Annotated in this window: 10 protein-coding genes; 8 read left to right on the forward strand and 2 right to left on the reverse strand. The window is 74.8% G+C overall.

Going from position 1 to position 13901, the window contains the following annotated elements; genetic code table 11:
- Positions 1 to 169 precede the first annotated feature (169 nt).
- Genes HA073_RS04720 through HA073_RS04740 form a run of 5 tightly spaced genes read left to right on the forward strand, consistent with a single transcriptional unit; the run spans position 170 to position 5288 of the window.
- A complete protein-coding gene (locus HA073_RS04720) occupies positions 170 to 1768 on the forward strand; it encodes an ABC transporter substrate-binding protein (RefSeq protein WP_166455762.1) in 1599 nt (532 codons plus the stop codon).
- Positions 1765 to 2757, forward strand: a complete 993-nt coding sequence (locus HA073_RS04725) for an ABC transporter permease (protein WP_043327026.1) — start codon at positions 1765 to 1767, stop codon at positions 2755 to 2757. Before HA073_RS04720 ends, HA073_RS04725 begins: the two co-directional genes overlap by 4 nt.
- Positions 2750 to 3616: an ABC transporter permease gene (locus tag HA073_RS04730; RefSeq protein ID WP_166455763.1), complete on the forward strand. Its 867-nt coding sequence runs from the start codon at positions 2750 to 2752 to the stop codon at positions 3614 to 3616. Before HA073_RS04725 ends, HA073_RS04730 begins: the two co-directional genes overlap by 8 nt.
- Entirely contained in the window at positions 3613 to 4581 is a 969-nt protein-coding gene (locus HA073_RS04735) for an ABC transporter ATP-binding protein (protein WP_166455764.1), read from the forward strand. The genes HA073_RS04730 and HA073_RS04735 overlap by 4 nt, the downstream gene beginning before the upstream one ends.
- Positions 4578 to 5288: an ABC transporter ATP-binding protein gene (locus HA073_RS04740; RefSeq protein ID WP_166455765.1), complete on the forward strand. Its 711-nt coding sequence runs from the start codon at positions 4578 to 4580 to the stop codon at positions 5286 to 5288. Before HA073_RS04735 ends, HA073_RS04740 begins: the two co-directional genes overlap by 4 nt.
- 7 nt (positions 5289 to 5295) lie before the next feature.
- Here HA073_RS04740 and HA073_RS04745 read toward each other — a convergent pair whose 3' ends face one another.
- The gene (locus tag HA073_RS04745) at positions 5296 to 5736 is read right to left on the reverse strand and encodes a hypothetical protein (protein ID WP_064448587.1); all 441 of its coding nucleotides are present in this window, start codon (positions 5734 to 5736) and stop codon (positions 5296 to 5298) included.
- Positions 5737 to 5775: 39 nt separating this feature from the next.
- Positions 5776 to 6936 carry a peptidoglycan DD-metalloendopeptidase family protein gene (locus tag HA073_RS04750; RefSeq protein WP_166455766.1) on the reverse strand — a complete coding sequence of 387 codons (1161 nt, stop codon included), beginning with the start codon at positions 6934 to 6936 and terminating at the stop codon, positions 5776 to 5778.
- A 492-nt stretch (positions 6937 to 7428) separates the two neighbouring features.
- Here HA073_RS04750 and HA073_RS04755 point away from each other — a divergent pair, with 492 nt between their 5' ends.
- The 3 genes from HA073_RS04755 (at position 7429) to HA073_RS04765 (ending at position 13886) form a co-directional block, all read left to right on the forward strand.
- Positions 7429 to 10293, forward strand: coding sequence for a LuxR family transcriptional regulator (locus HA073_RS04755; RefSeq protein WP_255481348.1), 2865 nt, complete (start codon positions 7429 to 7431; stop codon positions 10291 to 10293).
- 151 nt (positions 10294 to 10444) lie between these two features.
- Positions 10445 to 11470: a hypothetical protein gene (locus HA073_RS04760; protein WP_166455768.1), complete on the forward strand. Its 1026-nt coding sequence runs from the start codon at positions 10445 to 10447 to the stop codon at positions 11468 to 11470.
- Positions 11471 to 11609: 139 nt separating this feature from the next.
- The gene (locus HA073_RS04765; protein ID WP_140946145.1) at positions 11610 to 13886 is read left to right on the forward strand and encodes a TOMM precursor leader peptide-binding protein; all 2277 of its coding nucleotides are present in this window, start codon (positions 11610 to 11612) and stop codon (positions 13884 to 13886) included.
- Positions 13887 to 13901: the final 15 nt, after the last annotated feature.

The following is a 13901-nucleotide window of genomic DNA, read 5'->3' on the forward strand; positions in this document are numbered from 1 at the left end:
GTGAGCGAGACCGGGGGCCGGCGGGTCACCGCCATCGACCGGCCGGTATTGCATATAGTTGGCAACTACAGAAGAGTGGCGGTAGCGGGCGCTCGGGCACGCGATGATCGATCCTCGCCGGAGCGCCCGCCCGGCTGCCATCCGCAGACGAGTGTTCGAGGGGTTGCCGGTGGCGATCAGACCCAAGCCCGTACGCGTGGCAGCGGTGCTCGCCGCCGCCCTGCTCGTCGCCGCCGGCTGCTCGTCACCCACGGCGTCGACCGGCGGCCCGGGCAACTCCGGCACGCTCGTGGTCGCCACCGCGGGCGAGCCGGACACGCTCAACCCGGTGCTCAACTACGGCGTCGACGGCGCGTCGCTGATCTTCGACGGGCTGGTCGCCCGGGACGCCCGCAACGACCTGGTGCCCGCCCTGGCCCGCGAGCTGCCCACCGTCTCGGCGGACGGGAAGACAGTCACCGCGAAGCTGCGCGAAGGCGTGCTGTTCCACGACGGCAGCCCGCTGACCGCACAGGACGTGGTGTTCACCTACCAGGCGGTGCTCGACCCGGCCGTCGACTCCACGCTGCGGTCCGATCTGGACATGCTCGCCTCCGTCACCGCGCCCGGCCCGGCGACGGTCGTGTTCACGCTGAAGTACGCGTACGCGCCGTTCCTGCAACGGCTGGCGCTGGGGATCGTCCCGGCGAAGGCGTTCGCCGGGCAGGACATCAACAAGGCGGCCTTCAACCGCAAGCCGGTCGGCACCGGCCCGTACCGGTTCACCTCCTGGACCCCGGGTGACCGGCTCGTGCTCGCGGCGAACGAGACGTACTGGGACGGCAAACCGGCGAACTCGGGCGTGGTGGTGGCGTTCGTCGCCGACGACAACGTCCGCGCCCAGCGGATGCGGGCCGGCGAGTTCGACGCGGCGGAGCTTGCGCCGAAGCTCGCCTCCGGCTTCGAGAGCCGCGACGGCTACCGGGTGCACAAGGTGCCGACCGCCGACTACCGGGGCGTCATGCTGCCGATGGGCAACCCGGTCACCGGCGACCCCGCGATCCGGAAGGCGCTGAACGTCGCGGTGGACCGGCAGGCCATGGTGACCGGCGTGCTCGGCGGCGCGGGGGAGCCCGCGTTCGGGCCGGTGCCGCCCACGTCGGAGTACGCCGAGCCGACGATCGCCGGCAAGCCCGGCGCCGACGTCGCCGCCGCCACGGCGGAGCTGGACGCCGCCGGGTGGAAGCCCGGCCCGGACGGCATCCGGGTCAAGGACGGGCGGCAGGCCGCGTTCACGATCCTGTACCCGGCCACCGACAGCCTGCGCAAGGAACTCGCACTGGCCGTCACCGCCGACGCGAAGAAGGTCGGGATCACTGTCACTCCGGAGGGCCTGACCTGGGACGCGATCACGCCGCGGATGAAGCGCGACGCGCTGATCATGGGCTACGGCACGCCGTACGATCCGGACTTCGTCTCCTACAAGCTGTTCAGCTCGGCCTTCGCCGGGCAGGGCTTCTTCAACCCCGGCTCGTACCGCTCGGCGGTCACCGACGCCGCGTTGCAGGCCGGCCGGGACAACGCCGACCCGGCCGCCCGCAAGGCCGCGTACGCCACGTTCCAGAAGCAGCTCGCCGCCGACGTGCCGTGGGTGTTCCTCACCTACCTCCAGCACACCTACGTGCTGAAGGACGCCGTGACCGGAGTGACGCCGCGGGTCGAGCCGCACGAGCACGACGTCGCCAACAGCATCTGGTGGAACGTACACACCTGGACGAAGGAATCGTGACCGGCCGGCGGCGGCTGGCCGGGGCGGGCACAGTGGTCCGGCGGCGGCTGCTGGTCGCCGTGCCGGTGCTGGCCGCCACCAGCATGGGCATGTTCGCCCTCGGCGCCGCCTCCCCGATCGACCCGGCCCAGCAGTACGCGGGCGCGGCGGCGTTCACCACCAGCGAGGAGAACCTGGCGCAGATCCGCGCCAACTGGGGTGTCGACGACCCGCTGCCGGTGCAGTACGCCCGCTGGGTCGGCAACCTGCTGCGCGGCGACCTGGGCTGGTCGACGAGCCGGCACGAGCCGGTCACCTCGGTGCTGGCCTCCCGGGCCGGATGGACGCTGCTGCTCGTCGGCACCGCGCTGGCCCTGGTGCTGGTGGCGAGCGTGCTGCTGGGCACGCTGGCCGCGTACCGGCGTGGCGGCTGGTTCGACCGGGCGCTGCGCGCCGTCGCGTACGCCGTGCAGTCCATGCCGGTGTTCTGGATCGGCCTCGCAGCGATCGCCGTGTTCGCGCTCAGCCTCGGCTGGCTGCCCGCCGGCGGGCTCACCGACATCACCGCCACGAGCACCGACCCGGCCGACGTGGCCCGGCACCTGGTGCTGCCGGTGACGGTGCTGGCGATCTCCCAGGCCCCGTGGTTCGTCCTGTTCGTCCGTGACGCGGTCGCCGAGAGCCTGCGCGACGACCACGTCCTGGCCGCCCGCGCCCGGGGACTGCCCGGCCGGGTCGTCCTGTTCGGACACGCGCTGCGTACCGCGTTGCTTCCGTTCCTCACCCTGGTCGGCACGCACCTGCCCGAACTCGTCGGCGGCGCGGTCCTGGTGGAGACCGTGTTCTCGCTGCCCGGCCTCGGCGCGGTCACCGTCGAGGCGGCGCTGGGCGCCGACTTCCCGCTGCTCGCGGCCACCACCCTGGCCACCGCCGTCGTGGTGCTGACCGCGAACCTGCTCACCGACCTCGCCTACGCCGCCGCCGACCCCCGGGTACGCCTCGATGACTGACCTCGCCCTCCCCGCGCGCGTCCGGCGCCTGCGCCGCCCCGGCAGCGTGGGCACGACTGTCGCCGTCGTGGTGCTCGCCGGTGTGGTGGCCGCCGCGCTGCTCGCCCCGGTCCTGTGGCCGCTGGACCAGAGCGCCGTCGACCTCTCCCGTACCCGGCTCGCGCCGTCGGCCGACAACCTGGCCGGCACCGACGACCTCGGCCGCGACGTGGCGTTGCGCAGCCTCTACGGCCTGCGCGTCTCGCTGCTTGTCGGCGCGGTCGCGGCGCTCGTCGCCGCGGTCATCGGCGGGCTGGTCGGCGCGCTCGCCGGCAGCGTCGGCGGCTGGGTCGACCGGGCGCTCATGCGCGTCGTGGACACCGTCGCCGCGCTGCCGCACCTGCTGCTGGGCATCTTCATCGTGGCGATGCTGCGCCCCAGCCTGGGCGCGGTGATCGCGTCCATCGCGCTGACGCACTGGCTGTCCACCGCCCGGATCGTCCGCTCCGAGCTGCTCAGCCTGCGCAACCGGCCGTTCGTGGACGCCGCCATCTCCGGCGGCGCGAACCGGGCCCGGGTGCTCACCCGGCACCTGCTGCCGCACGTGCTGCCGCGCCTGGCGCTGGCGACCACGCTGATGGTGCCGCACGCCGTCTGGCACGAGACCGCGCTGTCCTTCCTCGGCCTCGGCCTGCCGCCGCACCTCGCCTCGATCGGCAACATGATCAACGACGGGCAGCGGTCGCTGCTCACCGGCGCCTGGTGGGCCAGCATCGTCCCCGGCCTCCTGCTCGTGGCGGCCACGCTGGCGCTCGCCGTGCTCACCGGCCGGTGGCGCGACCGCCTCGACCCGCGCGTACGGGCGGAGCTGCAGCTGTGACCGCCCCGGCGCTGCTGACCGTCGACGGGCTGACCGTCCGCTTCCGGCTGCGTGACGCGCTCGTGCACGCCGTCACCGATCTCAGCCTCACGCTGCGGCCCGGCGAGCTGCTGGCGGTGGTCGGCGAGTCCGGGTGCGGCAAGTCCGTCCTCGCGCACGCCCTGCTCGGCCTGCTGCCGCGCAACGCCGCAGTCACCGGGCACGCCCGCCTGCGCGCGCCGGGACGCGACGAGGTCGACCTGATCGGCGCGGGGGAGCGGCACCTCGCCCGGCACGTACGCGGCCGGGGCGTCGGGCTGGTCCCGCAGAGTCCCGCCACCGCGCTCACCCCGGTGCGGACCGGGCGGAAGCTGCTGGAGGAGACGCTGCGCGCGCACGGGCACGCCCGCCGCGACGCGCCGGCCGCCGCCGACCGGATCGCCGCCGACGTCGGCCTCGACCCGGCCGATCTGGACCGGTACCCGCACGAACTGTCCGGCGGCATGGCCCAGCGGCTCGCCACCGCGCTGGCGCTCGCACCCGACCCGCCGGTGCTGCTCGCCGACGAACCCACCACCGGCCTGGACCGGCCGCTCGTCGACCACACGCTGGACCTGCTGCGCCGCCGCTGCGACACCGGCGCGGCCGTCCTGCTCATCACGCACGACCTGGCCGCCGCGCGCCGCGTCGCGGACACCGTGGCCGTGATGTACGCCAGCCGCATCGTCGAACACCGCCCGGCCGGGGCGCTGTTCGACGCCCCGGCCCACCCGTACACCGCCGGGCTGCTCGACGCGCTGCCCGACCGCGCGTTCGTGCCGGTACCCGGCCACCCGCCGGCGCTCACCGACCTGCCCGGCGGCTGCGCCTTCGCCCCGCGTTGCGCCCGCGCCACCGACACCTGCGCGACAGTGCCCCGCCTCGACGCCGAGGGCGCGGGCCGGGTCGCCTGCCACCATCCGCTGCGCGAGGAGGTACCGGCATGACGGTCACGGTTCCGGACGCCACCGACGCCGTCGCCCCGGGCGCCGCGCCGGCCGCCGGGCTCGCCGCGCACCAGGTCTCCGTCGCGTACGGCCGGCAGCGCGTCCTCGACCGGGTCGACCTGCGCATCGCCCCCGGCGAGACGGTCGGGCTACGTGGACCGTCTGGCAGCGGCAAGTCCACACTCGCCCGCGTCCTCGCCCTGCTGCACGCACCGGACAGCGGGCACCTCACGCTCGACGGGAGTCCCGTCCCGGGCACCCGGCACCGGCTGCCCGCCTCCGTCCGCACGCGTGTCGCGATCCTGTTCCAGAGCCCGCGCGCCGCCACCGACCCGCGGCTCAGCCTCGCCGACATCGTCGCCGAGCCGCTACGTGCCACCGGCACGCCGCGCGAGCAGGCCGCCGCCCGTACGGCGGAACTGGCCGACCTGGTCGGGCTGACAACCGACCTGCTGACCCGCCGCCCGCACGCGGTCAGCGACGGGCAGCTGCAGCGCGCCTGCCTCGCCCGCGCCCTGGTGCACCGGCCGGACTACCTGCTCTGCGACGAGGCCACCGCGATGCTCGACGCCTCCACCCAGGCGCACGTCGCCGCCGTCATCGGCGACTACCAGCGCCGGCAGGGCGCCGGGGTCCTGGTCATCACCCACGACCCGGCGCTCATGGCCCGCTGGGCCACCCGGGTGGTGGACCTGCCGGCGGCGTGACGTCGCGTCACTCCCGCACCGGGCGGCGTACGGTGCCCAGCGCCCCGGCGACGACGGTCCCGAATCCGACCGCCATGAGCGGCATCCCCATCTCGAACGGCAGCTCACCGACCCAGTTGATGCTGTCGCGCTCGGGCAGCGCGCCCAGGCTCACCGCGACCACCGCGCCGGCGAGGAACATCCCGGCCACCGCCGCGCCGACCGAGAGCTTGGCGCACGCCACGCTCCGCCCGGCCCAGAGGCCGGCCAGGACGGCAATCGCCAGGGCCACCACGACCAGCCAGGTCCAGCCGCCCTCGGTCTCCAGATAGGCCCAGCCCGAGTACGACCACTGGTGCATGCGGCTGGCGCGGAACCACGGGACCAGGTAGCCGAGCAGCGCGGTGGCGCTGCCGACCAGGAGCAGCACGTCGGGGGCCGGGCGGTACCAGCGAGGGGAGTCGTCCATGCGTCCGGAAGGTAGCAGTGCCATGATCCACGCGCAGGGTCAGCACCAGCCGTTTACCGGCCCGTTGACACCGGTGGAGAGGTAGGCGTCGGACACCCAGCTGCCGTCGCTGAGCCGGTCCCACAGCGCCGTGGTGCCGTAGCGGCCGGTGTGCGAGGTGCCGTTGGCGGAGCAGGAGACGGTGACGGTGGCGCCGTCGGCGACCGACCCGAGGACGCCGTACCCGGTGCCCGGTCCGGAGCGCCGGGTCAGCGTGCCGCCGCCGTTGGCGTCGACGACTCCCTGGTTGAAGCCGAGCGCGCCGTAGTTGTAGACGCCGCCGCCCGCGCCGACGTAGGCGGACCCGTGCCGGGCGCCGCCCTGGTACGCCGCCGCGCCGCTGACGAAGTCCCACTTGCCGATGCCGTGCCCGGCGATCGGGACGTACGCCGAGTTCTGTCGCAGTCCGAAGTGCACGTGCCGGCCGGTGGCGGAGCCGCCGCAGGTGACATCGGTGCCGGTGTTGCCCAGGAACGCGCCCTGGGCGACGCCCGCGCCGTTGACGGAGATGCTGTTCCACAGGTGGTAGTAGTCCGTCGAGTAGCCCCGGTCGTGGATGACCCGGATCCAGCCGGTGCACATCGTGTACGCGGTGCCGGCCCGCGCGGCGCGGACGACCTGGTCGCCGCCGGCGAGGTCGACCGAACTCCACGGCGCGGCGGCGCCGCCCCAGCCGTGCGGCCCGGAGGTGAGCGTCCACGTCTGCCCGACCGCGAACGGCAGCGCCATGCCGGTACGGAAGTCGCTGCCCGCGTACGTCGGTGTGACGGGCGTGGTGAAGACGGCCTTCTCGGTCTCGCTCACCAGCGGCGACGTGGCGGCCAGGTCACCGAACGCGGCCTCCCCGTCGAACGCGACGGTCCAGCCCCGGGCGTCGGCCCGGGCGAGGAAGACCGAGCCGGTGGGGTGCGCGTCGGCGGACCGGTCCGCCGGCAGCACCGCGGTGCCGAAGGCCCACCGCCCGTTCGAGCGGGTGACGCTGATCCGGGCCTGCTGCGCGTCCGCCGTACGGGCGGCGGCGTCGGCCGAGCCGAGAAGCTTCACGGTCACGGCGTCGGCGACGGGGCCGGGTGCCGGGCGGGGAGCGGCGGTCGCGGGTGCCGGGGCTGTTGCCCAGGCGCCGATGGCCGCCAGGGCGCAGGAGAGCATGAGCCGTCGCATGGAGCCTCCTTATCGACATGTGTCACTGAATGGAGGCTATCGACGGTGGTGAAAGTTGTCTACGACTATCGATGCGACGGTGAAGGATCTATGCATCGGGGGTACCCGGAAGTGGATCTTCCGGGTGGCGGGGTTCCGAGGCCGGCGCTGTCGCGCGCGGCTCGACGGCGCGGCATCCGTTTCCGGTCGCCATTTCTAATCCGCCTTCAAAGATTGGCGGAAGTGACAATGCCGGCCGACGGTTGAGTAGAGATTTGACCGCTTCGGGTGGTTCGCGCGGCCGCACGTAATCGTAGTGATGTCGGCATCGTTCCGCCATTGTGGTGACCAGTCCCTTTCTGTGGGTTGTGGTGCGATGTCGGAAAGAATCGGCGTTCCGACATCCGGTGAAACAAAGGCCTGCCGCATTCGAGATCTTCGACATCTCCCGATGCTCCGCCGGTATAGTGCGACCATCCCCTATGGAGTGCCGGAAAGCGTCTGATCTGCGTGATGACACCTGGGCTGGAAAATGCGCCAACGGGCCCGTGCTTCGTCGGGCGGGGAGCACAGTTGGCGCGTATCGGAAAAGCCCAGGCCGCCGCGCTCGGCCACGGCCGGCAGATGGTCTGCGAAGTGGTCGGAGAGCCGGGCATCGGCAAGACCCGCTTCGTCCGCGAGGCCCTGGAACGATGCGCCCCCACGGTCCCGTGGGCCGTCGGGACGTGCGCGCCGGACGAGCGAGGAGTTCCCTTCCATGTGTTCCGGCACGCCCTCACGAAGGGCCAGCCACCCCGCCGCGGACTGCGTGCCGGGCGACCCGCACCGACCTGGGCGGAGCCCGCGGGCGCGGTGCCACCGGCGTCGGACGCCCGGCGGTTCCGGACCTACCAGGCGGCCCGCCGGCTGATCGGCCTGGCCGCCCGGGACGGACTGGTGCTGGTCCTCGACGACCTGCACTGGGCGGACGCCCCCTCCACCGGCCTGATCGCCCACCTCCTGAGGTATCCGGTGCCCGCGCCGCTGCTGCTCGTGCTCGTCTACCGCCCGCGCCAGATGGCGACCCCGATGCCGTTCGGCCCACCGGAATCCGACGAGAACGCCGATCCGGAACCGACGTCCCGCGACCGGATCGAACTCCGCCCGCTCGGCCTCGCCGAGGTCGCGCTCCTGCACCCCCACGTCGACCAGGCGGAGCTGCGAGCCCGGTACGACCTGACCGGCGGCAACCCCGGTTACCTGGCGGCGCTCCCGGCCGGCCCCGCTCCGGCCGCCGCCGACCCGCTCCGGGAGGCGCCTGGTGTTCGGCTGCCCGACGCGGCGGTGGCCGTGCTGCGCCGCGAGTGGGCCGGCCTGCCGTCCGTCGAACTGGCCTGCCTGCGAGCCGGAGCGATAGTGGATGCGCCCTTCGCCCCGGACCTGCTGGCCGAGGTCGCGCAGGTGCCGGCGGCACTGGCGGTCGCGGCCGGCTGGCGGTTGGCCCGGCTCGACCTGATCCGCCGCGTCCCCGGCACCGGACGCTTCGCCTTCCGGCACCCGGTGCTGCGGATGGCGGTCGCCCAGGACACCGACCCGGCGTGGCGGGTGGACGCCTGCGCGCGAGCGCTCACCGCGCTCGTCGACCTGGGCGCGCCAGCCGCGGACCGGGCCCGCTACGCCGAGCGCCTGCTTGCCCTGCCGAACGGCCGCTGGGCCGGACGTTGCGTCGACGTGCTCTCCCGGGCCGCCCAGGAGATCCGGCGCGAGACACCGGACCTGGCCATCCGCTGGCTGCGGCTGGCGTTGCGGGCGCTGCGGCCGACGGCCGGTGAAGCCCAACGTCGCCGCGACGTGTCACTCGCGCTGGCCCAGGTCACCGGCGAGGCGGGCGACCTGGCCGAGAGCCGGGCACTGCTCCAGGAGATCGTGCCGCTGTTCCCCGCCGACCCGGAGGGACGACGGGCCCAGGCGGTAGCCCTGTGGGCGCGCGTGGAACGCCTGCTCGGCAACTACGCGGAGGCGGTGGCGATCAGCCGGCGCGAGCTGGCCGCGCTGCCGGCCGGCACCGGGCCCACCGGCGGCTACCGGCTCGCCACCGAGATCGGCGTCGCCGGCATCCTGGCCGGCCGCCCCGTGGCCGGGCTGCCCGACGCGCTCACCGCGGATCCCGGCGGCCCGGGCGTGGACCGGGCCGGCCTCCTGGCCGTACGCGGCCTGGCCGCCGTGCACGACGGCGCGCTCGACGACGCCCGTGGGCTGCTCGACGCCGGCGCCCGGATCGTCGACTCGCTGCCGGACCGGGACCTGCGGGACCACCCCGACTGCCTCACCGCGCTCGGCCTGACCGAGCTGTACCTCGAACGGCAGGCCGACGCGGTGCGGCACCTCGACCGCGGGCTGACGCTCGTCCGCGCCTCGCACCGCGACGACGGATTGTGTCAGCTTCTGCTCGCGCGCACCGAGGTGGCGTACCACGCCGGCCGGCTGAGCACGGCCATCGGACTGGCCACCGAGGCCGGCATCGTCGCCCGGCGCATCGGCAGCCGCCACCTGCTGAGCTTCGCCCTGGCGTTCGAGGCGGAGGCGACCGCCTGGCGTGGCGGTCCTCGGGACGACGACCGGGCGGTGGCGCTGGCCCGCAGCGCCGTCGGAATCGCCACCGACCCCGCCACCTGGTGCGGTCGTACCGCCGCGACCGCGCTGGCGACGGCGGCGCTGCTGGCCGGTGATCCGGCGACCTGTGCCGAACTGGTGCGCTCGGCCGGCGGCGACAGCCGGCTCAGCCGCCTCCAGACCACCCTCCGTCCGATGTGGCACGAGCTGCTCTGCGCCGCCGCGCTCGCCGCGGGCGAGGTGGACGACGCCGAGCGGCAGGCCCGGCAGGCGATGGCCGAGGCGGAGCAGGTGGGCCTGCCGGGGCAGCGGGGCTTCGCCGAGTCGGCGTACGGCGAGGTGCTGCTCGCCCGCGGCGAGGTCCCGGCGGCGCAGCTCCACCTGGAGGCCGCTGCCGACCTGTTCCGCTCCGGCGGCATGGCGCTGCGGCGCAGCCTCGCGCTGGCCTCCCTGGCCCGGGCGGCCGAAGCCGCGGACCAGCCCGGCCCGGCGGCGCGGGCCCGCCGCCGGGCGCTGGAACTGGCCGGGTGGTGCGGTACGGAACGGGTCGCCCTGCGACTGGCGCGTCCGGTCGGCCCGCGCGAGGCCGCCGCGCTGACCGACCGGGAATGGCACATCGCGCGGCTGGCGACGACCGGAGTCACCAGCCGGCTGATCGGGCGGCAGCTCAACATCAGCCCGCGCACGGTGGAAGCGCACCTGACCCGGATCTACCGCAAAGCGGGCGTCGCGTCCCGGTCGGGCCTGGTCGCCTGGGTCGCCCGGCTCGACGACACCGATCGGTGACCGCTGTCCGGGCCGGATGACATCGTTCCGTGCAACGCCCGCGGACCGGGTAGCACGAGGCCGCGCCGCCACCGGCCCGGGCCGACGGTCGCTCACATACTCGACTGCATCGGGCGCGATTCCCGCGCACCGGCTGTGGATGGAGGACGAGATGCTGGGCAGAAGATCCGTCAGGAGCCCGCGTACCCTCGCCGCGCCGGTGCCGGCGATGCCGCTCGCCGCCGCCGCTGCGGCGCTGCTGATGCTGACCGGCTGTGGCGGCGAACCGGTGGACGCGGCCACCCCCGCGCCCGAGGGCTCGGCCGGCTTCGGCCGGGACCGGGCCGCGCTGGTGCTCACCGCCTTCGACCAGGCCGACTCGGCCGCCTCGGTGGCCGGCGACATCGAGACGCTGCGGACCCAGGAGGTTCCGCCCTCGCTGGACCTCAGCGTCGCCGCGGTCCGCCGGGCCGCCTACAACCAGCAGGCGCAACCGTCGTTCCAGCACATCAACCCGGCGTTCGCGGTGCCCCCCGGCGACCCGGCGTGCTTCCTCGTCACGGCCACCCTCAAGCTGGCCGGCTCAGAGCTGGCCCCCACCGACGTCAGCCAGTTCGTGCTCGGCACGGACGGCCAGTGGAAGCTCAGCCACAACGTCCAGGTCACCCAGCCTGCGCTGGTGGCCGCCCGGAGCATCGACGGCCGGCCGGCCACCGAGGGCGGCACCGCCCTGGACGAGACCAGCCGCCGGGCGCTCGCCGCCGAGGTGTTCGCCCGCAGCATCGGGTCGACCACCGGCAACCGGTCCCTGATCGCGTCCAGCCCGCTGCTCGACGGCCAGTTCGCCGGCGGCTGGGAGGTCTACGGGCAGCAACTCGCCGGCGTCGGCGCGGAGGTCCGGCGAACCCTGGACCGGGCGGAGTGGTCGGACTGCGCGGTCACGACGCCGACCGGCACGCTGACCTTCCTGACCGTCCACGCCACCGACACGCTGCGCCCGGCGCCCGGCGGTCCGGCCACCGTCCGGATGGTGCCGCAGAGCCCGGACCTGATCGCCACCGGTCATCGCACGGCGGTGAGCGGAAAATCCATCCGGGTCAACCGGGTGGAGACATTCCTGCTGCTCGTACCGGAGCAGACCACCGGCACGTCGGTGCTGGGACTCAACGACACCGCGTTGACGGTCACCGCCGGCTGACCGCGCACCGACCCGCCGACGGCAGAAACCGGTGGCATCACTCGGGATCGGAGGCCGCGGACCGCGACGATGACAGCAGCCGTGATCGCCGGCGGGGCCGGTGGTACCCGCGGCCCGGCCACCAGGCTCGGGAGGAACCATGTGGCGTCCGCGCTTCCGATCGGACTACGTGCCGGTGCGGCTGCCCGACGGCCCGCTCGTGGTGCTGGGGGAGACCCGCAGCCTGCTCGTCGACGATCCGGTCGCCGCGGACCTGGCCGACCAGCTCGACGGCGCCGCGCCGCTGGCCGACGTGGTGGCCCGGCTGGCCACCCGGCACCCGGTCGCCGCCGTCGCCACCGCCCTCGCCCGGCTGCGTGACCACGGCCTGCTCACGTCCGGCCCGGCGCACACCTCGCCGGCCGAGGCCGCCGGCTGGGACGCCCGGGGCGTCCCGCCCGAGGCGGGGCGGCGGTGGATGGCCGGTGGCCCGGTCACCGTCGTGGACCTCGGGGCGCCCCGGGTGGCCGAGACCGCCGACGCGCTGCGCGCCCTCGGACTCGCCGTGACAGTGGTCGGGCCGGACGGACCGGACCCCGGCCCGGACGACGCCCAGGTGCTGGTGCTGCCGTCGTCGATGCTCGACCCCCGGCTGGCGTCGATGAACGACCGCCACCTGGCCGCCGGTCGCGCCTGGACCCTGGCCCGGCCGCACGGCAACGTCGTCTTCCTCGGCCCGCACCTGGTGCCGGGCCGTACCGGCTGCTGGGCCTGCCTGCGGCAACGCTGGCAGGAGAACGAGCAGGTGAACGCGTTCCTCGGCGGGCAGGACCTGGCCGGTCCGCTGCCGCAGCCCGGACGGGCGGTCCTGCCCGGACTGGCCACCACCGCCGCCGGCCTGCTCGCCGCCGAACTCGCCGTGCTCGCCGTGCGGGGTACGTCGCCCCGCCTCACCGGCCGGATGGTGGCCCTGGACACCCGGGACCTGAGCACGGAGAGCCACCAGCTCGTACGCCAACCGCAGTGCCCCGCGTGCGGCGACCCGGACCTCGTCCGCAAGGCCGAGCCCCGGATCGACCTGCCACCGAGCGGCGCCCAGCCCAGCCGGGCCGGAGACTCCCGTACCCGGGAACCCGCCGAGACGTACGCGGCACTCGCCCACCACGTCAGCCGGTACCTGGGCGTGGTGAGCCGGCTGACCCCGCTGGAGGCGACCGACAACGGCGTCACCCACACCTACTCCGCCGGGCACAACTTCGCCCAGCCCCGCGAGCTCGCCGGGCTGCGCCGCAACCTGCGCGGGCAGAGCGGCGGCAAGGGCCGGACCGACCTCCAGGCCCGGATGAGCGCTATCGGGGAGGCGGTGGAGCGCTACTGCGGGGTGTGGCGTGGCGACCGACCGGTGCACCGGGCGACCTACCGGCAGCTCGGTCCGGACCGCGCGGTGCACCTGCGCGAGCTGCTGCTGTTCTCGGACCGCCAGTACGCCGACCGGGACCGGCTCAACCGCGACCTCGGCCATCTGCACCGCGTTCCCCGCCCGTTGCCCGACGACGTGGAGCTGGACTGGACGACGGGCTGGTCGCTGACCCGGCAGACGCCGCGCGAGCTGCCCGCCGCGTACTGCTGGTACGGCCACCCGGAGCTGACCGGGCTGGGGGTGTGCTCGGCCGACTCGAACGGCTGCGCGGCCGGCGGCAACCTGTCCGAGGCGATCCTGCAGGGCTTCTGCGAACTCGTGGAGCGGGACAGCGTCGCCCTGTGGTGGTACCACCGCTCCCGGATGCCCGGCGTGGACCTCGCCTCGTTCGCCGACCCGTGGACCACTGCCTGCGTCGACCACCACGCCACCGCCCTGAGCCGCGAGCTGTGGGCCCTCGATCTGACCGCCGACCTCGGCGTACCCACGTTCGCCGCGGTGTCCCGGCGGGCCGACGGCGGGACGGAGGACGTCCTGGTCGGCTTCGGCGCGCACCTGGACGCGCGGGTCGCGCTGACCCGGGCGCTCACCGAGGTGAACCAGTTCCTGCCCGCCGTGCCCGGACCCACCTCCGAGCGCAACCGGTACGGCGGCGACGACCCGGACACCGCGCGCTGGTTCGGCACGGTGCGGGTCGCCGACCAGCAGTGGCTGTCCCCGGATCCGACCCGGCCGCCGCGCACCGCCGCCGACCACCCGACGCTGACCACCGGCGACGTGGGCGACGACGTGCGCCGGTGCGTACGCCGGGCGGAGCGGGCCGGCCTGGAGGTGATCGTCGTCGACCAGTCCCGCCCGGACGTCGACCTGGCCGTGGTGAAGGTCGTCGTGCCGGGCCTGCGGCACTTCTGGCGCCGGCTCGGCCCCGGTCGGCTGTGGGACGTGCCGGGCCGCCTCGGCCGGGACCCGCTGGCCGCCGACGAGACGTCGGCCAACCCGCTGAACGTGTTCTTCTAGCCGGCGCTCCCGGCC

This window comes from Micromonospora sp. CMU55-4 (assembly GCF_011602315.1).
Lineage (GTDB): Bacteria > Actinomycetota > Actinomycetes > Mycobacteriales > Micromonosporaceae > Micromonospora > Micromonospora chalcea.